The 24,738-nt window shown below is 61.2% G+C and carries 23 protein-coding genes; 17 read left to right on the top strand and 6 right to left on the bottom strand.

Annotation, left to right across the window (positions count from 1 at the left end; all coding sequences use genetic code 11):
• Positions 1–31: 31 nt before the first annotated feature.
• Positions 32–2,014 carry a DNA ligase D gene (gene ligD, locus Q7C33_RS14095; RefSeq protein WP_407683582.1) on the top strand — a complete coding sequence of 661 codons (1,983 nt, stop codon included), beginning with the start codon at positions 32–34 and terminating at the stop codon, positions 2,012–2,014.
• 5 nt (positions 2,015–2,019) lie between these two features.
• On the opposite strand, the gene lpxO is transcribed toward ligD, so the two are convergent.
• On the bottom strand, positions 2,020–2,919 hold the full coding sequence (lpxO, locus tag Q7C33_RS14090; RefSeq protein WP_198796952.1) for a lipid A hydroxylase LpxO: 900 nt from the start codon (positions 2,917–2,919) through the stop codon (positions 2,020–2,022).
• A 403-nt stretch (positions 2,920–3,322) separates the two neighbouring features.
• Between lpxO and Q7C33_RS14085 the strand changes: the two genes are divergently transcribed.
• Both Q7C33_RS14085 and Q7C33_RS14080 read left to right on the top strand, forming a co-directional pair.
• Complete coding sequence (locus Q7C33_RS14085; protein WP_030142693.1) at positions 3,323–4,909, top strand: ABC-F family ATPase; 1,587 nt, start codon at positions 3,323–3,325, stop codon at positions 4,907–4,909.
• A gap of 199 nt (positions 4,910–5,108) precedes the next feature.
• Positions 5,109–6,302: an MFS transporter gene (locus tag Q7C33_RS14080; RefSeq protein WP_030142694.1), complete on the top strand. Its 1,194-nt coding sequence runs from the start codon at positions 5,109–5,111 to the stop codon at positions 6,300–6,302.
• Here the strand turns inward: Q7C33_RS14080 and Q7C33_RS14075 are convergent.
• Together Q7C33_RS14075 and Q7C33_RS14070 are read right to left on the bottom strand one after the other, a co-directional pair.
• Positions 6,296–7,333: an alpha/beta hydrolase family protein gene (locus Q7C33_RS14075; RefSeq protein WP_030142695.1), complete on the bottom strand. Its 1,038-nt coding sequence runs from the start codon at positions 7,331–7,333 to the stop codon at positions 6,296–6,298. The genes Q7C33_RS14080 and Q7C33_RS14075 overlap by 7 nt on opposite strands.
• A gap of 182 nt (positions 7,334–7,515) precedes the next feature.
• Positions 7,516–8,124 carry an FMN-dependent NADH-azoreductase gene (locus Q7C33_RS14070; protein ID WP_407683581.1) on the bottom strand — a complete coding sequence of 203 codons (609 nt, stop codon included), beginning with the start codon at positions 8,122–8,124 and terminating at the stop codon, positions 7,516–7,518.
• Between the two features lie 130 nt (positions 8,125–8,254).
• On the opposite strand from Q7C33_RS14070, the gene Q7C33_RS14065 reads away from it, so the two are divergent.
• A complete protein-coding gene (locus Q7C33_RS14065) occupies positions 8,255–9,163 on the top strand; it encodes a LysR substrate-binding domain-containing protein (RefSeq protein ID WP_407683580.1) in 909 nt (302 codons plus the stop codon).
• A complete protein-coding gene (locus Q7C33_RS14060; RefSeq protein WP_407683579.1) occupies positions 9,160–9,510 on the top strand; it encodes an MmcQ/YjbR family DNA-binding protein in 351 nt (116 codons plus the stop codon). Before Q7C33_RS14065 ends, Q7C33_RS14060 begins: the two co-directional genes overlap by 4 nt.
• 133 nt (positions 9,511–9,643) lie before the next feature.
• Here the strand turns inward: Q7C33_RS14060 and Q7C33_RS14055 are convergent, their stop codons facing one another.
• Together Q7C33_RS14055 and Q7C33_RS14050 are read right to left on the bottom strand one after the other, a co-directional pair.
• The gene (locus Q7C33_RS14055) at positions 9,644–10,066 is read right to left on the bottom strand and encodes a DUF1294 domain-containing protein (protein WP_407683578.1); all 423 of its coding nucleotides are present in this window, start codon (positions 10,064–10,066) and stop codon (positions 9,644–9,646) included.
• A complete protein-coding gene (locus Q7C33_RS14050) occupies positions 10,063–10,893 on the bottom strand; it encodes an undecaprenyl-diphosphate phosphatase (protein WP_407683577.1) in 831 nt (276 codons plus the stop codon). The genes Q7C33_RS14055 and Q7C33_RS14050 overlap by 4 nt, the downstream gene beginning before the upstream one ends.
• 270 nt (positions 10,894–11,163) lie before the next feature.
• Here Q7C33_RS14050 and Q7C33_RS14045 point away from each other — a divergent pair, with 270 nt between their 5' ends.
• The 9 genes from Q7C33_RS14045 to Q7C33_RS14005 all read left to right on the top strand — a co-directional run bounded on the left by Q7C33_RS14045 (position 11,164) and on the right by Q7C33_RS14005 (position 19,564).
• Positions 11,164–12,798 (top strand): methyl-accepting chemotaxis protein, encoded by a 1,635-nt coding sequence (locus Q7C33_RS14045; protein ID WP_030142701.1) that lies wholly within the window; start codon positions 11,164–11,166, stop codon positions 12,796–12,798.
• A gap of 259 nt (positions 12,799–13,057) precedes the next feature.
• A complete protein-coding gene (gene pnuC, locus Q7C33_RS14040) occupies positions 13,058–13,621 on the top strand; it encodes a nicotinamide riboside transporter PnuC (protein WP_198796955.1) in 564 nt (187 codons plus the stop codon).
• Positions 13,618–14,142: an AAA family ATPase gene (locus Q7C33_RS14035; RefSeq protein ID WP_198796999.1), complete on the top strand. Its 525-nt coding sequence runs from the start codon at positions 13,618–13,620 to the stop codon at positions 14,140–14,142. Before pnuC ends, Q7C33_RS14035 begins: the two co-directional genes overlap by 4 nt.
• A gap of 310 nt (positions 14,143–14,452) precedes the next feature.
• Positions 14,453–14,899, top strand: coding sequence for a hypothetical protein (locus tag Q7C33_RS14030; protein ID WP_030142704.1), 447 nt, complete (start codon positions 14,453–14,455; stop codon positions 14,897–14,899).
• Between the two features lies 1 nt (position 14,900).
• Positions 14,901–15,479: a hypothetical protein gene (locus Q7C33_RS14025; RefSeq protein WP_030142705.1), complete on the top strand. Its 579-nt coding sequence runs from the start codon at positions 14,901–14,903 to the stop codon at positions 15,477–15,479.
• 73 nt (positions 15,480–15,552) lie between these two features.
• Positions 15,553–16,515, top strand: a complete 963-nt coding sequence (locus Q7C33_RS14020) for a heme utilization protein (protein WP_198796957.1) — start codon at positions 15,553–15,555, stop codon at positions 16,513–16,515.
• A 235-nt stretch (positions 16,516–16,750) separates the two neighbouring features.
• The gene (locus Q7C33_RS14015; protein ID WP_407683576.1) at positions 16,751–17,431 is read left to right on the top strand and encodes a C39 family peptidase; all 681 of its coding nucleotides are present in this window, start codon (positions 16,751–16,753) and stop codon (positions 17,429–17,431) included.
• 56 nt (positions 17,432–17,487) lie between these two features.
• Positions 17,488–18,234: a hypothetical protein gene (locus tag Q7C33_RS14010; protein ID WP_198796959.1), complete on the top strand. Its 747-nt coding sequence runs from the start codon at positions 17,488–17,490 to the stop codon at positions 18,232–18,234.
• A 46-nt stretch (positions 18,235–18,280) separates the two neighbouring features.
• Positions 18,281–19,564, top strand: a complete 1,284-nt coding sequence (locus Q7C33_RS14005; protein ID WP_407683575.1) for a hypothetical protein — start codon at positions 18,281–18,283, stop codon at positions 19,562–19,564.
• Positions 19,565–19,684: 120 nt separating this feature from the next.
• Here the strand turns inward: Q7C33_RS14005 and Q7C33_RS14000 are convergent, their stop codons facing one another.
• Positions 19,685–21,010 carry a sigma-54 dependent transcriptional regulator gene (locus Q7C33_RS14000; protein WP_030142710.1) on the bottom strand — a complete coding sequence of 442 codons (1,326 nt, stop codon included), beginning with the start codon at positions 21,008–21,010 and terminating at the stop codon, positions 19,685–19,687.
• Between the two features lie 342 nt (positions 21,011–21,352).
• Here Q7C33_RS14000 and Q7C33_RS13995 point away from each other — a divergent pair, with 342 nt between their 5' ends.
• From Q7C33_RS13995 to nhaB, 3 genes are all read left to right on the top strand, one after another.
• Positions 21,353–21,619 (top strand): hypothetical protein, encoded by a 267-nt coding sequence (locus tag Q7C33_RS13995; protein ID WP_030142711.1) that lies wholly within the window; start codon positions 21,353–21,355, stop codon positions 21,617–21,619.
• A 188-nt stretch (positions 21,620–21,807) separates the two neighbouring features.
• Positions 21,808–23,097, top strand: a complete 1,290-nt coding sequence (locus tag Q7C33_RS13990) for a hypothetical protein (RefSeq protein ID WP_407683574.1) — start codon at positions 21,808–21,810, stop codon at positions 23,095–23,097.
• A gap of 95 nt (positions 23,098–23,192) precedes the next feature.
• Positions 23,193–24,695, top strand: a complete 1,503-nt coding sequence (gene nhaB, locus Q7C33_RS13985; RefSeq protein ID WP_030142713.1) for a sodium/proton antiporter NhaB — start codon at positions 23,193–23,195, stop codon at positions 24,693–24,695.
• Positions 24,696–24,738 lie beyond the last annotated feature (43 nt).

The following is a 24,738-nucleotide window of genomic DNA, read 5'->3' as shown; positions in this document are numbered from 1 at the left end:
CCCGGGCGCCTGTCACACAAGGGAATCTGTCATGGCCAAGGCCGAGAGTGAATCTGCCCGTCTGTCCGCCGTGGAAGCGGACGCCACAACGACTCGCAGCCGCGCCCGACGGGGTAAGCAGGCAGCCACGAGCCAGCTCCCGGAGCGCCTGTCACCGCAGCTGGCCACGCCGGTGGAACAACCACCCGCCGGGGAATGGCGCTATGAAGTGCAATTTCACGGTTATCGGCTTCTGGCGCGCATCGAAAAAGGTGAGGTCCGGCTGTTCAACCGCCACCACACGGACTGGACCGACCGCCTCAAGCTGCATGCCGAGGCCCTGACGCAGCTGGACCTGGGCGACAGCTGGCTCGATGGCGAACTGGTCCTGCTCGACGACACCGGTCATTCCGACTTCCCCGCCCTGCGCCAGGCCTTCGAGATCGGTCGTAGCGTCGACATGGTGTACTTCCTCTTCGACGCGCCATTTCTCAACGGTGTCGATCTGCGTGAAAAACCTTTGGAAGAACGCCGCGCCGCGCTGAAAAATGCGTTGAAGAACAACGCCAGCAAACGCCTGCGGTTTTCCGAAGCGTTTTCCGCCAGCCAACATGACATCTTCGAAAGCGCTTCAGCCCTCTCCCTCGACAGCGTGGTCGGCAAACGCCTGGGCAGCCCGTATGTCTCGGGACGCAACCCCGATTGGGTCAAGCTCAAGTGTCGGTTGCGCCAATGCTTCGTCATCGTTGGGTTCACACGCCCGCAGGGCAAGCGCAACGGTTTCGGTGCGCTGTTGCTGGCGGTCAACGGGCCGTCGGGGCTGGCGTATGCCGGCCGGGTTGGCACGGGTTTCAGCCAGGCCCAGCTCAAGCAACTGCATGAACAACTGTGTGCCCAGGAACGCCAGACCTCACCACTGGACCAGCCGCTCAAAGGCGCACAGGGGCGCGGTGTGCACTGGGTCGAGCCGACGCAGGTGTGCGACGTCGAATTCGCCGAGTGGGCCGGCGACGGCCTGATACGCCAGGCGGTGTTCCTCGATCTGCCGGGTGACAGCCAGGCCAATCGCGTGGTCCGCGAGCAACCCATGCCGATAAAAGCTGCGGCGCCTAAACCCAAGCGACGTACCAAGGGCGACACCGCCAAAGTCGACGGTGTAGTCATCACCCACCCCGACCGCGTGGTCGATAGCGTCAGTGGCGTGCAGAAAGCCGAGCTGGCGCAATATTACCTGGAGATCGCTCCGTGGATCCTGCCGCACCTCAAGTTGCGGCCCGTTGCGCTGGTGCGGGCACCGGAGGGAATCGGCGAGGAGCTGTTTTTCCAGAAGCATGCCGATCGCCTGGAAATCCCCCATATCAAACAGCTGGATCCGCGCCTGGACCCGGGCCATGCGCCGCTGATGGAAATCGACAGTATCCATGCCCTGGTCGGCGCGGCGCAGATGGGCGCGGTGGAGTTGCACACCTGGACGGCGACCCATGACCGGATCGAAGCGCCCGATCTGTTTGTCCTGGACCTGGACCCGGATCCGTCACTGCCCTGGAGCGCCATGCTGGAGGCGACGCGCATGACCTTGTCGGTCCTCGACGAGCTGGGTTTGCAAGGATTTCTCAAGACCAGCGGTGGCAAAGGCATGCACATCATCGTGCCGCTGGCCCGCAGCGAGGGATGGGACACCACCAAGGCCTTCGCCAAGGCCATATCGCAATTCCTGACCCGGCAGATGCCACAACGAATCACCGCGACCATGGGGCCGAAAAACCGCGTGGGCAAGGTGTTCGTCGACTACCTGCGCAACGCCCGCGGCGCCAGTACAGTGGCCGCGTATTCGGTGCGCGCAAGGCCCGGGCTACCGGTGTCGGTGCCGATCGCCCGGGATGAGCTCGCAGACCTGCGCAATGCCCAGCAATGGGATATCCAGACTGCACTGGAACGGGCCAAGGGCCTGGGCGCCGATCCGTGGGAAGGCTATAGCCATCGCCAGCGGATCACCGCCAGGATGTGGGACCAGCTGGAGGCTGAAAAACCCTGAATCCGTCAGATCCAGACGAAAATCGCCAGCAGCGCGCCAAAGAACGCCCATTTCTGCAAGTAATACAGCTTGCGATTGCGTTTCTTCAGCGCCTTGCCTTGCAGGCGAATCTTGTACAGCCGGGAAAATGCCCGGTTCAGGCCGCCAGTCTTGTCGCCGGCATCATTCGGCGCGCCGGCGGCGGCCATGACGGTGCGGCTAAACCAGCGGTTGAACGCCGTGGCCCAACGGTATTTCATCGGCCGCTCCACGTCGCAGAACAAGATGATGCGGTTCTGCGGCGTGGTGTTTTCGGCGTAGTGAATGAACGTCTCGTCGAACACCACCGCTTCGCCATCACGCCAGTGATAGGTCTCGCCGTCGACATTGATGTAGCACCCGGCATCGTTGGGCGTCTGCAGGCCGAGGTGGTAGCGATAGGACCCGGCATACGGATCGCGATGGCGCACCAGTTTCGAGCCGGACGGCAATTCGGCGAACATCGCCGCCTTGATCGATCCGATGCCTTGTACCAGTTCGGTCGTGCGCGGGCACAGCTTCATGGCCGACGGATGGCTGTCGCCGTACCACTTGAGGTAGAAGCGCTTCCAGCCGGTCTTGAAGAACGAGTTGAAACCCACATCGTCATATTGGTCGGAACGCTTGATCGCCCCCGCCTGCAGCAGGCTCTGGCCTTCGGCGCGGATTTCTTCCCAATGCGCCTGCAGCGGGCTCAAGTCCGGGAATTGCTCGGGATTCAAAAACGGCTTGTTCGGCCATTTGGAACACAAGTACAGCAGGCAATTGATCGGCGCGAGGAAGGACGAGTGGTCGCTCAGTTGACGGCCGAGCTTGTGCCGCACGCGTCCGCGCAGATGCACATAGCCAATGGAGAGGAGATAGATCGCAACGATGATGAGCTTCACGGAATCGGTTGGGTCCAGAAGTGAAGAGGCTACTTCTCCAGGCCAGCCAAGCGGCAAGGGAGAGGCGTCGAGTGAGATGGCATTTTAGCCACAGTTTGTAACCTGAAGTTATCCCTCAGTTGTGAAAAACTGTCTAGCCAGGGCAACACCCTATCGTTAACGCGCCCAGATCAGTACAATCGCCGCCAAATATCACGCGCCCCCTTTGGCCGATGCCGGAAATCCCGACTTCGGCGCATATGCACTCGGGCCAGGCGCTCCGTATGCTGCTGTCCTCTTATGCCGGATGGACCCTTGCGCTTGCGACCGCGAAGCCTCTAGCGCGGTGCGGATCGGCGCAAACAGGTACTGAACAGGTACTGCCGCACCCTTAGCTACTCTGAATGTTCCGCAGGATAAACCTTTGATCTCTACAGCTAACATCACGATGCAGTTTGGCGCCAAGCCACTGTTCGAAAACGTCTCTGTCAAGTTTGGCGCGGGTAACCGCTACGGCCTGATCGGCGCCAACGGTTGCGGCAAGTCGACCTTCATGAAAATCCTCGGCGGTGACCTCGAACCGTCCGGCGGCCAGGTGATGCTGGAGCCGAACGTACGGTTGGGTAAATTGCGCCAGGACCAGTTCGCCTACGAGCAATTCACCGTGATCGACACCGTGATCATGGGCCATGAAGAGCTGTGGAAGGTCAAGGCCGAGCGCGACCGCATCTATTCGCTGCCGGAAATGACCGAAGAAGACGGCATGGCCGTGGCCGAGCTGGAAACCGAGTTCGCCGAAATGGACGGCTATACCGCCGAATCCCGCGCCGGTGAGCTGCTGCTGGGCCTGGGCATTCCCCTGGAACAGCATTTCGGTCCGATGACCGAAGTCGCGCCAGGCTGGAAGCTACGTGTGTTGCTCGCCCAGGCCTTGTTCTCCAATCCGGAAGTGCTGTTGCTCGACGAACCGACCAACCACCTGGACATCAACACCATCCGTTGGCTGGAAAACATCCTCACGGCGCGTAACAGCACCATGATCATCATTTCCCACGACCGGCACTTCCTGAACAGCGTCTGCACCCACATGGCCGACCTGGACTACGGTGAGCTGCGCCTGTTCCCGGGCAACTACGACGAGTACATGATCGCGGCCACCCAGTCCCGCGAGCAACTGCTGTCGGACAACGCCAAGAAGAAAGCCCAGATCGCCGAACTGCAGACGTTCGTCAGCCGCTTCTCGGCCAACGCCTCGAAAGCCAAGCAGGCCACCTCCCGCGCCAAGCAGATCGACAAGATCCAGCTGGCCGAGGTCAAGCCATCGAGCCGCGTCAGCCCGTTCATCCGCTTCGAACAGACCAAGAAGCTGCACCGCCAGGCCGTGACCATCGAGCGCATGTCCAAGGGCTTCGACGGCAAGACCCTGTTCAAGAACTTCAGCTTCACCGTCGAAGCCGGCGAGCGCGTGGCAATCATCGGCCCGAACGGCATCGGCAAGACCACCCTGCTGCGCACCTTGATGGGCGAGCTGACGCCAGATGCTGGCTCGGTCAAGTGGACCGAAAGCGCGGAGCTGGGCTACTACGCCCAGGACCACGCCCACGACTTCGAAGACGATGTCAGCCTGTTCGACTGGATGGGCCAGTGGACCCAGGGCGAACAGATCATCCGCGGCACCCTGGGCCGCATGCTGTTTTCCAACGACGAGATCCTCAAGTCGGTCAAGGTCATCTCCGGTGGTGAACAGGGCCGCATGCTGTTCGGCAAGCTGATCCTGCAAAAGCCGAACGTGCTGGTGATGGACGAACCGACCAACCACTTGGACATGGAATCCATCGAAGCGCTGAACCTGGCGCTGGAGAACTACCCGGGCACGCTGATCTTCGTCAGCCACGACCGCGAGTTCGTGTCGTCCCTGGCAACCCGCATCATCGAGCTGAGCGCCGACGGCGTGGTCGACTTCAGCGGCACCTATGACGACTACCTGCGCAGCCAGGGTGTGATGTTCTAAGAGCAGCCGCGAGTTGTAAGCTTCGAGCTGCAAGTGAAAGCCCCGTCCATGTGACGGGGCTTTTTCATTCCTACAGCACAGAATCCATGGATACCCCTGTGGCGAGGGCCATGACACAAGCAAACCGTTAGCCAGCTTCCTTTTCTTCCCGTCACACGCCATGATGAAACACTCCTGCCGCTGCCCGCGAACGAGTCCCATGCCAACAGCCCAGCCCGCTCCCAGTTCCTTGTCGATCACCTTGCAGATCGTCTCCATCGTTTTCTACACCTTCATTGCCTTCCTCTGCATCGGCCTGCCGATTGCGGTGTTGCCCGGGTATGTCCACGAGCAATTGGGCTTCAGTGCGGTCATCGCCGGGCTGACCATCGGTTCCCAGTACCTCGCCACCCTGCTCAGCCGGCCCATGGCCGGGCGGTTGTCGGACAGCGTCGGCACCAAGCGGGCCATCGTCTATGGCTTGCTGGGGATTCTGCTCAGCGGCGTGCTGACATTGATCTCGACACTGCTGCAGGATTTCGCACTGCCAAGCCTGCTGATCCTGATCGCCGGTCGTCTGTTGCTCGGGGTAGCCCAGGGCCTGATCGGCGTAGGGACGATCAGTTGGTGCATGGGCCAGGTCGGCGTGGAGCACACGGCCCGGTCGATTTCCTGGAACGGCATCGCTTCCTACGGGGCCATCGCCATCGGTGCGCCGCTGGGGGTGGTGATGGTCGGCAGCCTCGGCTTCGCCAGCCTGGGCATCGCCTTGTCATTGTTGGCCGGCATGGCGCTGCTGCTGATTCGCAACAAACCCTCGGTGCCGGTCGTGCGCGGCGAGCGCCTGCCGTTCTGGGCGGTGTTCGGACGCATCTCACCGTTCGGCACGAGCCTGTGCCTGGCCTCGATCGGCTACGGCACGCTCACCACCTTCATTACGCTGTTCTATGTCAGCCGCGGCTGGACCGGCGCGGCGTGGTGCCTGACGGTCTTCGGCATTTGCTTCATCCTGTCGCGGCTGTTGTTCATTTCCAGCATCGCCCGCTTTGGCGGTTTCAGCTCGGCGATTGTCTGCATGAGCATCGAAACCCTGGGCTTGGTGTTGCTGTGGCTGGCGCCGTCCACCGCGTTCGCCTTGATCGGCGCGGGACTGGCGGGTTTCGGGCTGTCGCTGGTCTACCCGGCGCTGGGGGTGGAGGCTATCAAGCAGGTACCCAACAGCAGCCGGGGTGCCGGATTGAGCGCCTACGCGGTGTTTTTCGACTTGGCATTGGCGATTGCCGGGCCACTGATGGGCGCGGTGGCGTCGAACCTGGGGTACCCCGCGATTTTCTTTTTTGCGGCACTGCTTTCGGTCGTCGGCCTGGGACTGGCCTTGTTGCTGAGGCGTCGGGCCGAAAAAGCCGATTATTGATCTGCCGTCCTCAAGCCGGCCCGCGTCGGCTTGCCGAGGGCGTCGCTGAAAAAGCGAGTGGCTTCGGTGATCATGGTGCGATGGATGTCCTTGCGGTCGACGCCATCGGCATCGGTGCACAGCGCCGGCATCGCCGCGATCTGCTCGTCGGTGCAGGGCGCCAGGAATACGAAGTGCCCTGCCCCGGCCAAGGTCTTGAAATCCGGCGCCGTGGGGAGCTTGCGAGCCAGCGCGGCGGCATTCTTGTCAAACGCCACCAGCTTGTCGCCGTCACCGCTATACAACAGCACAGGCACATGCACATCCGCCAGGGTGTGACGCCCGAACTTCAAGCTCAGCGGCGCCATCAGCAGTAATGCACGAACCCGGGGATCCGCCACCGGGGACAGGTCATCACGATCGGCAACCAGTTCACCTTGGGTATTGCACGCGTCGCGGTCGTCCGGTCGTTCCTGGCAGTAGCGGCGCAGGCGATTGAGGTCTGGCGTGGCGCCGGACAGGATCAAGGCGGTTTCGCCACCCGCCGAATAACCGATGACGCCGACTTGGCCGGCATTCACGAAGGGAGAAAGCATCGGGTCATTCAATGTCGCGGTGATCGCCTCGGAAATCTGGATCGGCCGACCGTACAAGTTGCTCAAGGTACCGAGCCGGCTGTGATCCTGGGCGTTGTCACCGGGATGAATCACCGCCACCACGACGAACCCCTTGCGAGCCAGTGACGTGGCCAGGTCATGCAGGGCCAGCGGCGTGCCCGTGTTGCCGTGGGACAGCATCAACAGCGGAAACCGCCCGATGGCGATCTGGGCCTCCGGCGCCGCGTCGATCTGATAGCCCCCCAGCGAGCTGGATTGCTCCCGGGCAGTCGAGGGGTAAAACGCGATGGCGTGCATCGGCTGTTGATCCAGCGGATCGAGGAAGCTCAGCTCATGAAAACCGGCGCTCCAATGCGGATGCGGCGCCGGCGCGGCGTGCACCGAACCGAGACTGGTAGCCAGACAAAGCAGCAACGCTGCACCAAGACGTTTCATTTGAATCTTCCACCTTCACCAGCGCGCGGGAAGGCCCCGCTGCTCGCACATTGGCCGTGCATAACCTGCGCCAGAAACCGACGCCAAATGCAGGAAAACCCTGCATCCCGGCCATCCAATGACGACGAGAATACAGGGTTTTGCGAAGGTTGCCCGTAATGCTTGGGGCTTTTACGCAAGCCTTACGCAGCGGCGAACTGCTGGCCAATCTGCAACTGGGCCTCATGCATGGCTTTGGCGCGCATGTCATCACCGTAGGCCAGGCCCTCGGCGCGGACGAATTCGATGTCGGTGATGCCGAGGAAACCGAAGACCAGCTTGAGGTATTCCTCATGGCCGATGCCACTCGGCTGGCCGGCGTGCAAGCCGCCGGAGGTGGAAACAATCAGCAGCTTCTTGCCACCACACATTCCTTCAGGACCGGCTTCGGTGTAGCGGAACGTCTTGCCCGCGACGGCGATGCGGTCGATCCAGGCCTTGAGTTGCGTTGGGATGCTGAAGTTGTACATCGGCGCTGCGATCACTACGGCGTCCGCCGCGAGGAATTCGGCCATGGTCGACTCACTGAGCTCGGCTTCGTGCTTGAGGGCGGCGTCACGCAGCTCGGCGCTGGTGCCAGCGGCAACCAGTGTCTGGGAGGAGAAGTGGCTGATGGCGTCGGCGGCCAGGTCACGGTAGGTGACGGAAATGTCCGGCTCGGCGGCTATCCACGCTTGAACCAGCTCACGGCTCAATTGGCGCGAAGCGGAATTGTCGCCGAGGATGCTCGAATCGATGTGCAACAGTTTCATGTGAGTGCTCTCCAAGTGAGGATCGCGGCTGGGCGATCAATTGAGAACAATCCTATCGATGAAACCAATGGTCGATAAGTCAGCAATAATGCGATAGTTCGTTCCACTGACAGGACAATCGAGCCCGGACATGCAAGACCTCAACGATCTGTATTACTTTGCCAAGGTGGTCGAAGCCGATGGCTTCGCGGCTGCCGGGCGCTTGCTGGGTATCCCGAAGTCCCGGCTGTCGCGGCGCATCGCCGAGTTGGAGGAACGCCTCGGTGCCCGCCTGCTGCAACGCACGACGCGCCAGTTGAAGCTCACCGCCGTCGGCGAACGCTACCTGCGTCATTGCCAGGCGATGTTGCTCGAAGCGGAAATGGCCGACGAGGCAGTGGCGAGCATGTCCAGCGAACCCCGCGGGCGGTTGCGGGTGTCGAGCCCCGTGGGGCTGGCGCATCAGTTCTTGCCGTCGATCATCGAAACCTTCCTGGCGAAGTTTCCCCAGGTGCAATTGGAGATGACCCTGCTGAACCGGCGGGTGGATTTGATCGGCGAAGGCATCGACGTGGCCTTGCGCGTGCGCGATCTTGGCGACGAAGACCCGTTGCTGATGACGCGACGCTTGCGCCAGGCCCGGCTGATGATGGTCGCCAGCCCGGCCTTCACCCAGGGACGGCGGATCGAAACCCCGGACGACCTGAGGCAACTGCCGGTGTTGGGCGCGCTGGAGGCCGATCGGCTGGTCCATCTGCGCCTGCTCGACAGCACGGGGCAAAATGTCGAGCTGGCCCTGGAAGCGCGCCTGGGCATCGACGATTTCATCGTGCGCCGCGCCTGCGCCCTCGCCGGCCTGGGCTTCACGTTGCTGCCCAGCATGTATTGCGAAGAAGAACTGCAGGACGGCAGGTTGGTGGAGCTGCTGCCCGGCTGGTCATCGCCCGATGGCTGGTTGCAGGCGGTTTATCCTCACCGGCGCGGTATGCTGCCGGCGGTGCGCGCCTGGATCGATCACCTGGTGGCGGCGTTCGAACAATGTGGAGACAAAACGATATGAGCTTGAGCGAAGAGGATGTCGCACAGTTTTGCCTGGGCTTGCCAGGGGCCAGGGAGGATTACAAATGGGGTGGCGTGCGGGTGTTTTCCATCGCCGGAAACAAGATGTTCGCCCTGCAGGGGCTGCGCAGCGATTCGTTGGCGTTCAAGGTCGACAAGGACCTGTTCCTCGGCCATTGCGACCGGCCAGGTATCCATCCGGCGCCTTATCTGGCCAGGGCACAGTGGATCATCATGAACGTGCCCTACCCGCTGGGGAATGATGAATTGCGCGGGTTGCTGCAGCGCTCCCATCAACTGGTGGTGAGCAAATTGCCGAAGCGGACGCAGGTTGGGTTGTTGCTGTAGCGGTGGCTGGCGGGTACAACCGACCCACTGTGGGAGCGAGCTTGCTCGCGATGAGGTCAGCCCAACCAGTATCAATATTGGATTTAAGACCGCTATCGCGAGCAAGCTCGCTCCCACAAGGGATGCGTGGCGGCTAGAACAACGCCAACAGATGCCCGCCCAGGAACAACTGGTCGATCCAGAATCCCTGGTGCAACAGCACGATGAACCAGAACACCACCTGGAACGACACCTTGCGGGTCTTGTGGCGAAACACCTGTTGCGCCAGCAACGCGCCGGGCCAGCCGCCGGCCAGTTCGACGGCGTGCAATACATTTTCCGGCGTGCGCCAGGCGTCCGCCCGCGCCTTGCGCTTGTCGCTCCAGTAGAGCAGGAATGCCACCAGGCTGACGCTGCCATAGGCGACCATCGGCACCCAGGACTCGCCTTGCAGCCCGAGCAAAAGCGACCCCGTCAACGGCAACGCGCACAGCAGCGCGAAAACTGCCAATTTGAACCGCAGGTTCTGCACGGCTCCGCCGGTTTTATGCGCGGCGCGCCTGGCCGATTCGGTCATGGCTTGGCCGCTGACCAGTCCACCCAGCCAAACTGCCAGGTCGCCAGGATCAACAGGCCAAACGCGATCCGATACCAGGCAAATACCGCATAGCTGTGGCTGGCGATAAACCGCAACAAGCCTTTGACGGCGATCATGGCGAAGATGAACGCGGTGATGAAGCCAATGGCAAACACCGGGAAATCCGCCGGAACGAACAGTTCGCGGTATTTGTAGCCCGAGTAGACTGCCGCACCGACCATGGTCGGCATCGCCAGGAAGAACGAGAACTCGGTGGCGGTCTTGCGCGACAAGCCGAACAACAGGCCGCCGATGATAGTTGCCCCGGAGCGGGAGGTGCCGGGAATCATCGCGATGCACTGGGCCAGGCCGACTTTCAGGGCATCCTTCCACGTCATGTCATCCACGGTTTCGGCGTGGACCTGATGCTGGCGCCGTTCGGCCCAGAGCATCACGAACCCACCCAGCACCAGCGCGGTCGCGACGGTAATCGGGTTGAACAAGTAATGGTGGATCCAGTCGGCGAGCAGCACGCCCAAGATCACCGCCGGAAAGAAGGCAATCAGCAGGTTGCCGGTAAACCGACGGGCACCGGGTTGCGTCGGCAGGCCCAGCACCACATCGAAGATCTTGCGCCGAAACTCCCAGACCACCGCGAGGATCGCGCCGAGCTGGATGATGATGTTGAAAGCCATCGAACGCTCGCCCCCGAACTCGAGCAGGTCGGCAACGACGATCTGGTGCCCCGTGCTGGAAATCGGCAGGAACTCCGTCAGCCCCTCAACCACGCCAAGAATCAATGCCGAAAAGGCCGTCCACAAATCCATTCTTCCCCCAAAAACGCCTGTCTGTTCAGGCCTCATCACTATTTAAACGTCATGCAGGTGCACGCAGCGGCTGCACGATAACCGCGACCTTGCAAAAAAAACCAATGAAAAAGCAGAACCGACTCAGGTTTTGCGCTGCGGGGCCGAAATCCTATCAGACAAGCCCTGATAACGCTGCCGCGTCATGACCCAGGTCAATTCAGCAGGGCCGCCGAACGTTAAAGTGCCGGCCGTCGTATATGACAAGAATAAAAACCGGAGTGACAGCGTATGAATAGCTTGCGCAGTGTATCGATCAGCCGACGCTTGTGGCTCATCCTGATCGTGGCGGTCGTGATGTTGTTCACGCTCGGCGCGTTGATGCTCAAACAGATCCACAGCGATCTGTATCAGGCCAAGGTCCAGAAAACCCAGCACGTGGTGCAGACCGCCAGCGGCGTGCTCACCTACTACCATGGCCTGGAAACCGCCGGCACCCTGACCCGCGAGGCCGCGCAAAAGCAGGCCCTCAGCGCCGTTCGCGGCCTGCGCTACAACCAGACGGATTATTTCTGGATCAACGACCTGACGCCGGTCATGGTCATGCACCCGGCCAACCCGAAGCTCGAAGGCCAGAACCTCTCGGCCATCCGCGACCCCAACGGGTATGCGCTGTTCAATGAAATGGTCGCCATCGCCAAGGCCAAGGGCGCCGGCATGATCAACTACCTCTGGCCGAAACCGGGCGCCGAGGCGCCGGTGGGCAAGACCTCCTATGTCCAGCTGTTCGAACCCTGGGGCTGGATCATCGGTTCCGGCGTCTACATAGATGACGTCCAGGCCGAGTTCCAGGCCCAACTGATCAAGGCCTCGCTGGTCGGCCTGGTGATCACTTTGCTGATGGGCCTGTTGTTGACCCTGATCGTACGCAGCATCGTCCGCCCTCTGCAGGAGACCGTAAACGCCATGGCCAACATCGCCAGTGGCGAAAGCGACCTGACTCGAACCCTCGATACCCATGGCCAGGATGAAGTCACCCAATTGGCGCGGCACTTCAACGCGTTCACCGCGAAACTGCGGCAAGTCGTCGGCCAGTTGCAGGTCTCGGCCAGCGCATTGGGCCAATCGTCCAGCGAATTGGGCAACGACGCCGCCCAGGCCCAGCAGCGCAGCCAGCAGCAATCGCAGCAAATGGAGCTGGTGGCAACCGCCATCAACGAAGTGACCTACGGCGTGCAGGACGTGGCGAAAAACGCCGAACACGCGGCCAGCGAGATGCGCGACGCCGAGTCCCAGGCCCAGCAGGGCCAGGTCAATATCGACGGCAGCCTGCAACAGATCGACCGGCTGTCCCAGACCATCGACCAGGCCGTGGAGGTGATCCGCACCCTGGCCAGTGAAAGCACCCAGATTGGCAGCGTGCTGGAAGTGATCCGCTCTATCGCCGAGCAGACCAACCTGCTGGCGCTCAACGCGGCGATCGAAGCCGCCCGTGCTGGCGAACAGGGTCGCGGCTTTGCCGTGGTGGCCGATGAAGTGCGCCTGCTGGCCCAGCGCACGCAAAAATCCACCGCCGAAATCCAGGCCATGATCGAACGCCTGCAAAACCACTCCGAAGCGGCAGTAAAGGTCATCAGCGACAGCAGCCGCGCTTCGCAACTGACCATCGAGCAGGCCGGACTTGCAGGCGCCAGCCTCAATGCCATCGGCCAGGCGCTGCGCAATCTCAACAGCCTGAATGCCTCCATCGCCAGCGCCACCCTGCAGCAGGCCCACGTGGTGGAAGACATCAACCAGAACGTCACCCAGGCCGCCGGGCTCTCCCACAGCACCGCCGTGGCTGCCGAGCAATCGAGCCTGGCCAGCGCGCGCCTGAAGGACCTCAGCGAACAGCTGAACGGCTTGCTCAAGCAATTCCGGGTCTGAGAAGCACCTCTGGAAGAAACACCCTGTGGGAGCGAGCCTGCTCGCGAAGACGGTGGAACATTCAGCATGGAGGCAAGCTGAAGTTCCGCTTTCGCGAGCAGGCTCGCTCCCACATTGATTCGGCGCTGACTTCAGGTTCGTTGTCCACTTTCATCCCCCTTGCTCGCGATAGCGCCAGTGCATTCAGCATTGAAGTTGGAGCTCCGCGCCCCATAGCGTTTACAATCCCCGCCCTCCTCAACTCCTCCAAGGAACCGCCATGTCCGGGCTTGAACTGTTTGCCGCAGCCCTCGGCGTGATCGCTGTCTGGCTGACCGTCAAGCAGAACCCCTGGTGCTGGCCGATCGGCCTGGTCATGGTGCTGCTTTACACCTGGATTTTCTTCGACGTGAAGTTGTATTCCGACATGTTGCTGCAGGTCGTCTACGCCGTCCTGCAGCTATATGGCTGGTGGCAGTGGACCCGCGCCGGGCGCAACCACGACGGGCGACAGGTGACGCGCCTGGAAGGCCCGTCGGTGGTGCTCGGCCTGGCCATCGGTGCGGCTGGCAGCCTGGCGCTGGGCGCGGCAATGGCCCATTGGACCGACGCCGCGCAACCCTGGCTCGACGCCGCGCTCACCGGGTTCAGTCTGGTTGCCCAGTGGTGGATGGCACAGAAACGCGTGCAATGCTGGCCGTTGTGGATCGTCCTGGATGTGATTTTCGTGGGTTTGTTCATCTACAAAGGCCTGTACCTGACCGCCGCGCTCTATGCACTGTTTACCCTGCTGGCAGTGCAAGGCTGGCGGGAATGGCGCGCCGACCCGGCGTTGCGCGTATGAAGGTGGTGGTGCTGACCGGCCCGGAGTCCAGTGGCAAGAGCTGGTTGGCGGCGCAATTGCAGGCCCACTTTGGCGGCTTGCGAGTAGATGAATACGTGCGCGATTTCATGGAACAGACCCAGCGCGACACCTGCCTGGCCGACATCACCGACATCGCCACCGGGCAACTGGCCCGGGAAGACGCGGCCCGCGCCCGGCAGCCAGCGCTGCTGATTCTCGACACTCACCTGCTGAGCAATATTCTCTGGAGCCAGACCTTGTTTGGCGACTGCCCGAGCTGGCTCGAACCGGCCTTGCTGGCGCGTCATTACGACTTGCATCTGCTGCTCAGTCCCGAGCAGGTCGAATGGGTCAGTGATGGCTTGCGTTGTCAGCCAGCGCTAGCCGAACGCGTGGCTTTTTTCGAAGCCATCGAAGGCTGGCTGGTTCGCCAGCGGCAACCTTTCGTCAAGATCGAAGGTGATTGGGCCCAACGTCGTGATCAGGTGTTTGCGGCCGTTTCCCGGCTACTCCAGGCTTGAGTTGTTACATCGCTGAAACAGCAAGCACACGCGAAAGCCGGATCCAACGCCGCTTCACGTCATCACCGGCCTGACTGTCAAGTCACTGAAACACCCTCTTCCCAAGCCTGGATCCAGAGCCATACGACGGCGGGCGGCGTGTCGTGGGCCGCAAACCCAGTCTCAGGAATGAAACAGGTTGCGCGCCAGACATTTGCCATTACTTGCAAACGGTTGAATCCAAAGACTTTTCAAAACACGGCACAACACCTGCTCTTCCTCTTCGCAACGCTGACTAGGGCCAGCGTCCAGTGAAGAAGGAATCGATGTCATGGGGACATTCAACGGAAGGTTGATCTGTCTGTTGTTGATCGGCTGCGCCGCCAGCGCGACGCTCAGTGTGCCGGCGCAGGCCGAGGGCAACGGCGTCATCGTACTCAACCGTGACGTGCAACCCGTTCATATCGGTCGAAATGGCGGCAAAGACCCCTACCCGACCACCGTCAATGCCAATCCGTCCGATCGGATCAACCAGGCGACCGCCAGCACCGAGCTGAGCGACGGCGAATTCGCCAGCGTGGCCAGCGGCTCGACGATCCGTAACACGGTCAACCCGAACACCGGCGTCCAAGGCCTCAACGTCGTGACCAACCCCAACGGCATGCCCGGCATGGGTGCCGGCCACGGCGGCGGTAGCGGCGGCGCGATTTCCGGCACGATCAACCGCTCGCTGAGTTCCGGCCTGGCCCCATTGGGTCGGCTGGCGGGAGGCCAGTGAGATGAACCCGACCTGGCTCATGATCGCCCTGCTCGGCTCATCCGCCGCACTCGCCGATCCAGGCGTGGCAGTGAGCAGCCACGCCGACCTGCAGAATTCCGGCAGCCGCTACACCGGCAACTTCAACCTCAACCAGGCGGCTGGCGACCAGACCCAGCAGACCAACACCCGCGCGATCGCCATCGGCACCAACGCCCAGGCGACCACCGTCGTGCGCCAACGCCTCGACACACCGGCCAGCCCGGCGCTGAACGCCAGCGCGCGCATCGGCGGCAGCTCATTCACCAACGGTAACGGTGTGCTGGGCGTCAACCAGTCCGCCGGCGCCAATAACCAGATGGCCAATGTCATGCGCGTGGGCATCAGTGCCCGCCCGCAGAGCATGGATGACAGCGCCCTTTCCCAGCAGAACGTGGCGCTGGTACCGAACTCCGGAACAACTGACACCCCAACCGGCAGTCGCCAGGTCGCTACCAGCGACCAGGCCTTCACCGGCAGCCGAGGGGTGATCCAGGTGAACCAGAGTGCCGGGGTGGGGAACCGCATGGCTAACACCCTGAGCATCCGGGTCGCTGACTGACCCGGCGCAGCACATAAGCGCAGTACATAAGAAAGTACCAACACTTAACCAACGACACGCAAGGAGAAACACCATGAAACCTACAATGGCGCTCAAACCATTGGTTTTCGCTCTCGCCGCTGTCATGGCAATGGCTGCACAGGCTGGAGGAAACGACAACAACGGTCATGGCAATGGCCATGGCAACCATGGTCCCAAAGGGCCGACGCTGGAACAATTGCTCTCCATCAGTGCCGGCGCTGGGGCCACGGTGCTGGATGAGCAGAACAGCGACGGCAACGTAGTGACCAACCAGGCGACCCGCAATACCGCCGAAGCCACTGACTCGCTCAACGGCAGCAACGGCAACATGGGCGCCAACATCGCCGCTGGCGACGGCAACCAGCAAGACAACGCCGCCGCACTGGCCACCGCCGACGAGAGCTTCATCTTCGGTTCGGCTGTCGCCGCTTCCAGCGCCACGCAAGTTAATAACAACAACCATGTGAACAACAACTCCACGCAAAACAACGCCTCGCTGACCAGCGCGGGCAACAACGGCTCCGGCAACATCGGTATCAACGTGACCGCCGGCAACTTCAACCAGCAGAAAAACAACCTGGCCATTGCCGTGTCGGGTGGCCGTGTCGCCCAGGCCTCGGCTTCGGCTGACCAGTCCTCCACCGGTCTCGTCGTGGACAATAAAGGCGTGAAGAACTACAAGACCGACACCCTTACCAACACCTACGAAGCTTCGGGCTCCTTCAAGGCCAAAGGCACCATCAAAGAAGAAGGTGGCTGGGGTGACAAAGGTGGCTACGGCGGCGGCCATGATGGCGACAAGATCTCCGTCGCAGGCACGTTCGAACTGGCCGGTAGCAATACCCAGCAAGTGTTGACTCGCGACGGTTGGAAAAACCCTGTCTACAACAACGCCACCATGACCAACTCCATGAACGGCTTCTCCGGTAACGGCGGCGCCAACGTGTCGGCGGGCGTGGGCAACCAGCAAAGCAACTCGCTGTCGATTGCGGCCGGCTGCAAGGCTTGCATGTAGACGCGCATGAAACGAAGCCCCGGCAACAGTAATGCTGTTCCCCTAGGGTTTGGATGAATCTTGTGGTGAGGGAGCTTGCTCCCGCTCGGTTGCGCAGCAACCGCAAAATCTTGGAGCCGCTCCGCAGCCCAGCGGGAGCAAGCTCCCTCGCCACGGACTCATTTCAATGCTTTAGATGAAGGGTGCTGCTGGAAAAAGGGGCTTTTTTCCCGGATGTCCATCAGGCGTATCGATCATGCGTGCGACTGTCCTTTGCCTGCTCTTTTGCTTTGCCTGCGCGACCGAGGCCGCACAGATGCCCGTCGCCGCCCTGCCTGGCGGCATGCTCATCTACAAACCCGTGCAAAGCGTGCGCGAGCGCAAGTTCAGCGACATCGTCGAACAGAAAACCGATTTCAGTTGCGGCGCCGCCGCGCTGGCCACGGTGTTGCGCCAGGCCTATTGGCTTGACGTCGACGAAGAGCACGTCATCAAGGGCATGCTGGTCAACGCCGACCAGGACCTGGTTCGTACCCAGGGGTTTTCCATGCTGGACATGAAGCGCTACGTGGAAACCATCGGCATGCGCGCCCGTGGGTATCGGATACCGTCGGAAAAACTCGAAGCGGTGACGATCCCGGTCGTGGTCCTGATGGAAATCCGCGGCTACAAGCATTTTGTGGTCTTGCAGCGGGCTGACAAGCAATGGGTCTATGTCGCCGACCCGGTGCTTGGGCACAAGCGCTACGCCCATGATGAGTTCGCCAAAGGCTGGAACGGCATCGTCTTTGCCATCGTCGGCCCCGGCTACGACAAGACCAACGCCTTGCGCAGCCCGCCGCAACCGCTGACGGCACGAAACAAACTGGACGGTTTCAACCCGGTCAAGGACGCGGAATTGATGGATTTCGGCTTCATCCAGAGCGACTTTTTCTAAGCGCCGTACAACTGCCAATAAAATACAAAAGGAGCAGGATGCTCCGGGAGCAACACATGAAACGCTCATACTGGCTCACGCTGGCCTGCCTGGCCGCAACGACGTCGGGTCTCGCCCACGCCGGTTTCAAACCCATCGAAGTTAAGGACCAGGAGCTCGCCGAGCTGCGCGGTCGCTACGTCATGCCCGGAAGGGTCATCAGCTTTGGCATCGTCATGAGCAGCACCTGGCGCAACGCCAGTGGCGACGTGATCGGCGCGTCCAGTTCCATGCAGATCCAGTCCACAACGGTCAAACCGCAATTCTACGTCTCGACCATCAAGCAAACCGGTAACGGCAGCACCCCGGAACAGGGCAGCGGCACGATTACCGGCGGTGCCGGCCTTGGCTCAGGCCAAGGCGTGACCCAGAGCGTGCGAGCCGCGGGCGATGGCAACAGCGCCTACAACAACGTCAGTATCAACGTGAAGGAAAGCAGCCAGGCACCTGCCCTGGCGCCATCCCAAGGCCAATTGCTGACCAAGGGCCAGACCATCAGCGGCAGCAACGCCGCCGGCAGCGTCGCGGTCACCGCCACCGGCAGCGGCGTGCAAATGGCGATCCAGGCCAGCCACAACCAGGGCAGCACCTTGCAACAGGTGGCCCAGGGTGGCTTGTTGCAGAACACCCGCCTGCTGGGCAACAGCAACCTGGTCAACAACATGACCCAGCTCAACGTGGTGCTGAACAACAACGGCCCCAGCGCCGGGGCCTTGGACTGCAACCTGACGCAACTGCGCGGTCTTCGAAATCTCGGATATTGATCTACGCTGATCTCCGATCATTGGGCATATAGGGACGGCATATTTCATGTATCGATCCGTATCGTTGCGCGCTGTGATGTGTTTAAGCACGTTGTTCCCGGCGACCTTGCTGCAAGCAGCACCGGATGCCGACATCGAGGCCCTGAAGCAGGAACTTCTCGAGCTCAAGCAACGTTACGAGGTCCAGCAAAAAGCCTTGGCCGTACTCGAACAGCGAGTCCGCCAGGTAGAGGATCAACCCGCCGCCCCACAACCCAAGCGCCTGGCCAAATCGCCGGCCGACCTGAAAGGCAACCAGGGTGTGGCCGGCAGTGGTGCGACAGCGGCGGGAGGCAGCGGTTACGGGCAATCCCTGGCCGACGATTCGCAACCGGCGCAAAGCGTTTCCAACCTGTATGACGAGGCCAGCGGCTTTTTCGGCGGCGGCAAATTCAGCTTCGAAACCGGCGTGACCTATTCGCGCTACGACACGCGGCAACTGATCCTCAACGGTTTCCTGGCCCTGGATTCGATTTTCCTCGGCAACATCAACCTGGATCGGATCAAGGCCGACACCTGGACCTTGGACCTCACCGGTCGCTACAACTTTGACAATCGCTGGCAGTTCGACCTCAACGTGCCGGTGGTCTATCGCGAGTCCACCTATCAATCCGGCGGCGCCAACCAAGGCGCGGCCGGGGTCACCAGCGAAGAAACCGTGACCCGCGACCCGACCATCGGCGACGTCAATTTCGGCATCGCCTACAAGTTCATGGACGAATCGGTCAGCAGCCCGGACGCTGTCGTGACCCTGCGCGTCAAGGCGCCCACCGGCAAGGACCCGTTCGGCATCAAGCTGCGCCAATCCCAGGCCAACACCAACTTGTTCGTGCCGGAGGACCTGCCTACTGGCAACGGCGTCTGGTCGATCACGCCGGGGATTTCGCTGGTCAAGACCTACGATCCGGCGGTGCTGTTCGGCAGCCTGTCCTACACCCACAACTTCGAGGAGTCGTTTGACGACATCAGTTCCACGGTCAACCAGAAGGTACCGGGTAAGGTGCGGATCGGCGACAGCTTCCAGATCGGCGCGGGTATCGCCTTTGCCTTGAACGAAAAGATGAGCATGTCGTTCTCGGTGTCCGATCTGGTCCAGAAGAAAAGCAAGCTCAAGCAGGACGGCGGGGACTGGGAATCGGTGGTCTCCAGCGATGCCAATGCCGGCTACTTCAACATCGGCATGACGCTGGCTGCCAGCGACAACCTGACCATCGTGCCCAACCTGTCCATCGGGCTGACGGACGATGCGCCGGATTTCACGTTTAGCCTGAAATTCCCGTATTACTTCTGATGCCCCTCCCTTGTGGGAGCGAGCTTGCTCGCGATGAGGTCCTCTCAGCTAACTTTGATGTTGACTGGCAGGCCGCCATCGCGAGCAAGCTCGCTCCCACAGGTTTTGCGCCGCGTTGAATCAGCGAATCTGATGCTTGTGCAACAACCGATAGAAGGTCGGCCGCGACACGCCCAGCACCCGGGCGGCGACACTCAGGTTGTCGCTGTGGCGGTTGAGTACATCGCTCAGGGCCTGGCGCTCGGCGCGGGTCTTGTAGTCTTCCAGGGTGCCCATCGGTGCGGCGACGCCCTGGTGGCTCGCCAGGCCAAGATCCCGGGCTTCGATCTGCCGCCCCTCCGCCAGCACCAAGCCGCGACGAACGCGGTTGGCCAGTTCGCGGACGTTACCGGGCCAGTCATGCATCCCCATCGCCACCAAGGCGTCTTCACTGAAGCTGCGCGGCCGCCGGCCGGTTTCATGGCTATAGAAATGCGCGAAGTGACTGGCCAGCATCGACAAATCCCCGTGACGCTCTCGCAACGGAGCCATCACCACCTGCAAGACGTTCAAGCGGTAATAAAGGTCTTCGCGAAAACGCTTGTGTTCGATCGCCGCTTCCAGGTCCACATGGGTTGCCGCGAGCACTCGCACATCAACCGCAATCGGCTGGCTGCCACCCACGCGCTCGATGTGTTTTTCCTGGAGGAACCGCAGCAGGTTGGCCTGCAGCTCCAGCGGCAGGTCGCCGATTTCGTCGAGGAACAACGTGCCGCCGTGGGCCGCTTCGATCCGTCCGATCTTGCGTTGGTGGGCGCCGGTAAAGGCCCCCTTCTCATGGCCGAACAGCTCGGACTGGATCAAATGCTCGGGTATCGCGCCGCAATTGATCGCGATAAACGGCTTGTTGCGCCGTTGCGATTGGCAATGCAGGGTGCGCGCCACCAATTCCTTGCCGGTACCGCTCTCGCCACGGATCAGCACCGGTGACTCGGCGGGCGCCAGTTTGCTCAACAGTTTGCGCAGCTCGCGGATCGGTTTGCTGTCACCCAGCAATTCATGTTCCGGCTGGTCGATGTGAACCGAGCCCTGCCCCCTCAGCCGCGCCATGCCAAAGGCTCGGCCCAACGTCACTTGGACCCGGGAAACATCGAAGGGCAACGTGTGGAAGTCAAAAAACCATTCACAGACGAAATCGCCGACGTTTTTCAGGCGCAGCACTTCCTGGTTCAGCACGGCGATCCATTCCGCGCCGCTGCGGCTGATCAATTCCTTGACCGCTTCGGGGCGCTCCAGATGAAAAGGCTGCAACCGCAAGAGGCCAACGTCGCAGCTTCGGTCGCTGGCGTGCTCCAGGGAACAACTGTCGACATTCCAGCCGATGGCACGCAGCCCCGGCATCAGGCGATGACAATCATCGCAAGGATCGACCACGAGCAAACGACGCAACGCACTGGCTTCGATCATGACTGATCCTTGGCGCCAAAAATAAGGAAATATGATTAGAAACAGGCGTTTGGCGAACCTGCATGTAACAGTAGCAAGAAGTTGACACTTGCTTGTATCGATTAGTTATCAAGAAGATCGTGAAGCGGTTATAAGGCAGCGTTTCGTTAGTTCTTGGAACCTGGAATCTTTCACCACCCTTTCAAACAAAAGGCCAAAAGCCGGGTCTGAAAGAAAATCGAAATTTATTCATCAATTGTGTGACCTGCTCCCGGGTTCGGGACATCAGTACAAGTAACCCGCCGCACGGTCCGCCCAACCGACGGCACATCATTTGATTGGGCACCCTTGAGAGATAACGCCATGAACGCCCCGCTCCGTATCAACGAAGCTCTTTTGATTGCCGACCGCGCATTCCGTCCTTTCCAATGCGTGGCCTGGGCCCCACAAGACGGTAACGGCGAACTTAGCCTGACCGTCATCGACCGCACCAATACGCATATTGGCCGGACTCAGATTCCCAGCAGCGCTTATACCGATCCTGCTCAACTGGCCGACCTGTTGAAACAGGCCCGTGCCGAATTGAGCCAGGAAGGCTACAAACTGCAATCCTGGTCCATGCCTGAATAATGCCCTGACAAGCCGGTTGTTTATTTGCCGGCTTGGCATTGGATTGCAAAGCCATTGTTTAGGCACGAATAGTCTTCGTGCCTGTAGAACCTGACAGTTGTGCACTGTCTGTTTCAAGGATTGAATATTGCTCTCATGCAAACGCCGCCTCATTATCCAGGCCGGTCGATGCGCAAGGAGAGCCACGCATGCCCGTTCAATCCGCATTTGCACTCCCGATACGCCGGGCTCAGGCCGGGCACCTCGACACAGGCTTTGCCGACGGCGGTAAAGCCTGGGTTCGTTTTCCAGGAAATACCTCGACGCTCACCACCGGATTGGCCGTTGACCATGCCGGCCGCATTCTATTGGCGGCGCGGGTCATGACCGCCCAGGGCAGTCGCTTCGGTCTTGCCCGGCTTACCCCGAACGGCATGATCGACAGGGACTTTGGCATCAACGGCTACGTGGTCGACGCGTTTGCACCGGGTTGCGAAGCCACCGCAGGCAAGGTCACCGAGCTGCCCGACGGCAATATCCTGCTATCCGGCCTGCATTACGAAAGCGCCGACAATACCCTCCCTGCCCTGGCGCTGTTCGATCCCCACGGTCACGCCGTCCATGGTTTTGGCGATGCCGGGCGACAAGTCGTGCGACTTTGCGGCAACCTGTCCCAGGGCATGCGCGATCCTTGGCTACCGCCTGGCGTACCTGGGGTCGAAGCCTGTGACATGCGCGTGCAAGCCGATGGCAGGATATTCATCCTGGCCAACCATCACTTCCAGACGTCCGATCACGTTGGCGTGTTGATTCGATTATTGCCGGACGGCTCACTGGATGACTCGTTCAACCATCGTGGTTTCGTGATGGTTCGGCGACTGCTGAAAAACAGCTGGCTGAGCTGCCTGGCCCTGCAGGCCGACGGCCACATCGTCGTAGGCGGAGCCATCGATTGGCCCCAGCGCGGCCTGATGGCTCGCTACGACGCCTGCGGCCAACTCGACGAGCGCTTCGGCGACGGCGGTTTCCTGTCCTTCACGGCCCAGGGGCGCAGCGTGATGGTCAGCCAGGTCGTGCAAAACGCCGTCGGCGATCTGCATGCTTTTGGCGGCAGTCGCGACCCCATGCATTGCCTGTCAGCGTGCATTCCCAAGGACGGCCAGCCGACGCCGGACAACCACGACGGCCAATGCCGCCTCCTGGCAATCGGCAACCATGCCAGCCAGTGGACGGCCGCGCAGATGCAGGCAGATGGAAAAATCGTGACGGCCGGCGCAACCATCGGCGGCATCGAGGCCGATTTCATTCTGGCTCGACACCTGCCGGACGGTAATCTTGATCCGGCGTTCGGCCAGGGCCAGGGTTGGCTGCGCACTCGACTGGGCTACAGCCTCGATACCGCGACGGCCGTGGCCGTGCAGGCCGACGGAAAAATACTGGTGGGTGGACATTCGTTACAAGGCACCTCCAGGGCCGTGTTGACGCGGTACAGCGCCTGATTTCCGATCCTTTCGGCTAGCGGTAACAAGTCCTACGCTTGATATTCCTCATGGCTTACGGCAAGTTGCGCGCTTCTAATTAAAAGGAGCAGCCAATGTCCGGTCAAATGGCTCAAGCTTTTGCGCACAACTTCCTGGGGCATTCTCCACGCTGGTACAAAGCGTGCGTCATCGTTTTCCTGATTCTCAATGCGCTGGCGTTCTTTACGCTGGGCCCGGTCGTCGCCGGTTGGATGCTGGTCCTGGAGTTCATTTTCACGCTGGCCATGGCCTTGAAATGCTACCCGCTGATGCCTGGCGGGCTGTTGGTCCTGCAAGCCGTGGCGCTGGGCATGACCACGCCAAAAGCGCTATACGACGAACTGGTCCACAACTTCCCGGTCATCCTGTTGTTGATGTTCATGGTGGCCGGTATCTACTTCATGAAGGACCTGCTGCTGTTCCTGTTCTCGCGCCTGCTGTTGGGTGTGCGGTCCAAGGCGGTATTGGCCTTGATGTTCTGCTTCCTCTCGGCGTTCCTGTCGGCATTCCTCGATGCGCTGACCGTGACGGCGGTGATTATCAGCGCCGCGGTGGGTTTCTATGCGGTGTACCACCGCGTGGCCTCGGGCAATGACCCGCGCCAGGACAGCAGCGTCGATGAAGACCATGACCTGCCATCATTGCACCATCAGGACCTGGAACAGTTCCGGGCCTTCCTGCGCAGCCTGCTGATGCATGGCGCCGTGGGCACCGCGTTGGGCGGCGTATGCACCTTGGTGGGCGAGCCGCAGAACCTGCTGATCGGCCATGAAATGGGCTGGCACTTCGTCGACTTCTTCATCAAGGTCGCGCCAGTGTCGCTACCCGTGCTCGTCGCCGGGCTGGTGACCTGCGTGGCGCTGGAGAAACTGCGCTGGTTCGGCTACGGCACGCTGCTGCCAGATAATGTCCGGGCGGTATTGGCCGATTATGCCGAGGAAGACAACCGTGAGCGCACCGCACGCCAGCGTGCTGCCCTCATCGTCCAGGGTATCGCCGCGCTGATCTTGATCGTGGCCCTGGCCCTGCACCTGGCCGAAGTCGGGCTGATCGGCCTGACAGTGATCGTGCTGATCACCGCATTCACCGGTATCACCGACGAGCACCGGCTCGGTAGCGCGTTCAAGGACGCCATGCCCTTTACAGCGTTGCTGGTGGTGTTCTTCGCGGTGGTCGCGGTCATTCACGACCAACACCTGTTCTCGCCATTGATCCAATGGGTATTGGCCCTGCCGGCCGACCAGCAACCTGGCATGCTGTTCATCGCCAACGGCCTGTTGTCGGCCATCAGCGATAACGTCTTCGTCGCGACGATCTATATCACCGAAGTGAAGCAAGCCTTTGTCGCCGGCAACATGACCCAGGAACACTTCGAGACCCTGGCGGTCGCCATCAACACCGGCACCAACCTGCCCAGCGTCGCCACGCCCAACGGCCAGGCGGCTTTCCTGTTCCTGCTGACGTCGGCCATTGCCCCGCTGGTTCGCCTGTCCTATGGCCGCATGGTCTGGATGGCGATGCCTTATACCGTGGTGATGGGTGGCCTGGGTTGGTATGCGGTGACTTACTGGCTGTAACGCCATTCCTGAAGAGGCGTGACTCTCTGTGGCGAGGGGATTT

Origin of the sequence: Pseudomonas sp. BP11-1-1, assembly GCF_052112105.1 — a bacterium.
Lineage (GTDB): Bacteria > Pseudomonadota > Gammaproteobacteria > Pseudomonadales > Pseudomonadaceae > Aquipseudomonas > Aquipseudomonas alvandae.
The sequence above is the reverse complement of the archived record's forward strand: the minus strand, read 5'-3'. Positions and strand labels throughout refer to the sequence as shown.

What these genes read in the sequence shown, in the direction of transcription:
- ligD (WP_407683582.1), top strand. Translation starts at nt 32, where the DNA reads ATGGCCAAGGCCGAGAGTGAATCTGCCCGTCTGTCCGCCGTGGAAGCG.
- Q7C33_RS14080 (WP_030142694.1), top strand. Translation starts at nt 5,109, where the DNA reads ATGCCAACAGCCCAGCCCGCTCCCAGTTCCTTGTCGATCACCTTGCAG.
- Q7C33_RS14075 (WP_030142695.1), bottom strand. Translation starts at nt 7,333, where the DNA reads ATGAAACGTCTTGGTGCAGCGTTGCTGCTTTGTCTGGCTACCAGTCTC.
- Q7C33_RS14070 (WP_407683581.1), bottom strand. Translation starts at nt 8,124, where the DNA reads ATGAAACTGTTGCACATCGATTCGAGCATCCTCGGCGACAATTCCGCT.
- Q7C33_RS14065 (WP_407683580.1), top strand. Translation starts at nt 8,255, where the DNA reads ATGCAAGACCTCAACGATCTGTATTACTTTGCCAAGGTGGTCGAAGCC.
- Q7C33_RS14060 (WP_407683579.1), top strand. Translation starts at nt 9,160, where the DNA reads ATGAGCTTGAGCGAAGAGGATGTCGCACAGTTTTGCCTGGGCTTGCCA.
- Q7C33_RS14055 (WP_407683578.1), bottom strand. Translation starts at nt 10,066, where the DNA reads ATGACCGAATCGGCCAGGCGCGCCGCGCATAAAACCGGCGGAGCCGTG.
- Q7C33_RS14050 (WP_407683577.1), bottom strand. Translation starts at nt 10,893, where the DNA reads ATGGATTTGTGGACGGCCTTTTCGGCATTGATTCTTGGCGTGGTTGAG.
- Q7C33_RS14045 (WP_030142701.1), top strand. Translation starts at nt 11,164, where the DNA reads ATGAATAGCTTGCGCAGTGTATCGATCAGCCGACGCTTGTGGCTCATC.
- pnuC (WP_198796955.1), top strand. Translation starts at nt 13,058, where the DNA reads ATGTCCGGGCTTGAACTGTTTGCCGCAGCCCTCGGCGTGATCGCTGTC.
- Q7C33_RS14035 (WP_198796999.1), top strand. Translation starts at nt 13,618, where the DNA reads ATGAAGGTGGTGGTGCTGACCGGCCCGGAGTCCAGTGGCAAGAGCTGG.
- Q7C33_RS14030 (WP_030142704.1), top strand. Translation starts at nt 14,453, where the DNA reads ATGGGGACATTCAACGGAAGGTTGATCTGTCTGTTGTTGATCGGCTGC.
- Q7C33_RS14025 (WP_030142705.1), top strand. Translation starts at nt 14,901, where the DNA reads ATGAACCCGACCTGGCTCATGATCGCCCTGCTCGGCTCATCCGCCGCA.
- Q7C33_RS14020 (WP_198796957.1), top strand. Translation starts at nt 15,553, where the DNA reads ATGAAACCTACAATGGCGCTCAAACCATTGGTTTTCGCTCTCGCCGCT.
- Q7C33_RS14015 (WP_407683576.1), top strand. Translation starts at nt 16,751, where the DNA reads ATGCGTGCGACTGTCCTTTGCCTGCTCTTTTGCTTTGCCTGCGCGACC.
- Q7C33_RS14010 (WP_198796959.1), top strand. Translation starts at nt 17,488, where the DNA reads ATGAAACGCTCATACTGGCTCACGCTGGCCTGCCTGGCCGCAACGACG.
- Q7C33_RS14005 (WP_407683575.1), top strand. Translation starts at nt 18,281, where the DNA reads ATGTATCGATCCGTATCGTTGCGCGCTGTGATGTGTTTAAGCACGTTG.
- Q7C33_RS14000 (WP_030142710.1), bottom strand. Translation starts at nt 21,010, where the DNA reads ATGATCGAAGCCAGTGCGTTGCGTCGTTTGCTCGTGGTCGATCCTTGC.
- Q7C33_RS13995 (WP_030142711.1), top strand. Translation starts at nt 21,353, where the DNA reads ATGAACGCCCCGCTCCGTATCAACGAAGCTCTTTTGATTGCCGACCGC.
- Q7C33_RS13990 (WP_407683574.1), top strand. Translation starts at nt 21,808, where the DNA reads ATGCCCGTTCAATCCGCATTTGCACTCCCGATACGCCGGGCTCAGGCC.
- nhaB (WP_030142713.1), top strand. Translation starts at nt 23,193, where the DNA reads ATGTCCGGTCAAATGGCTCAAGCTTTTGCGCACAACTTCCTGGGGCAT.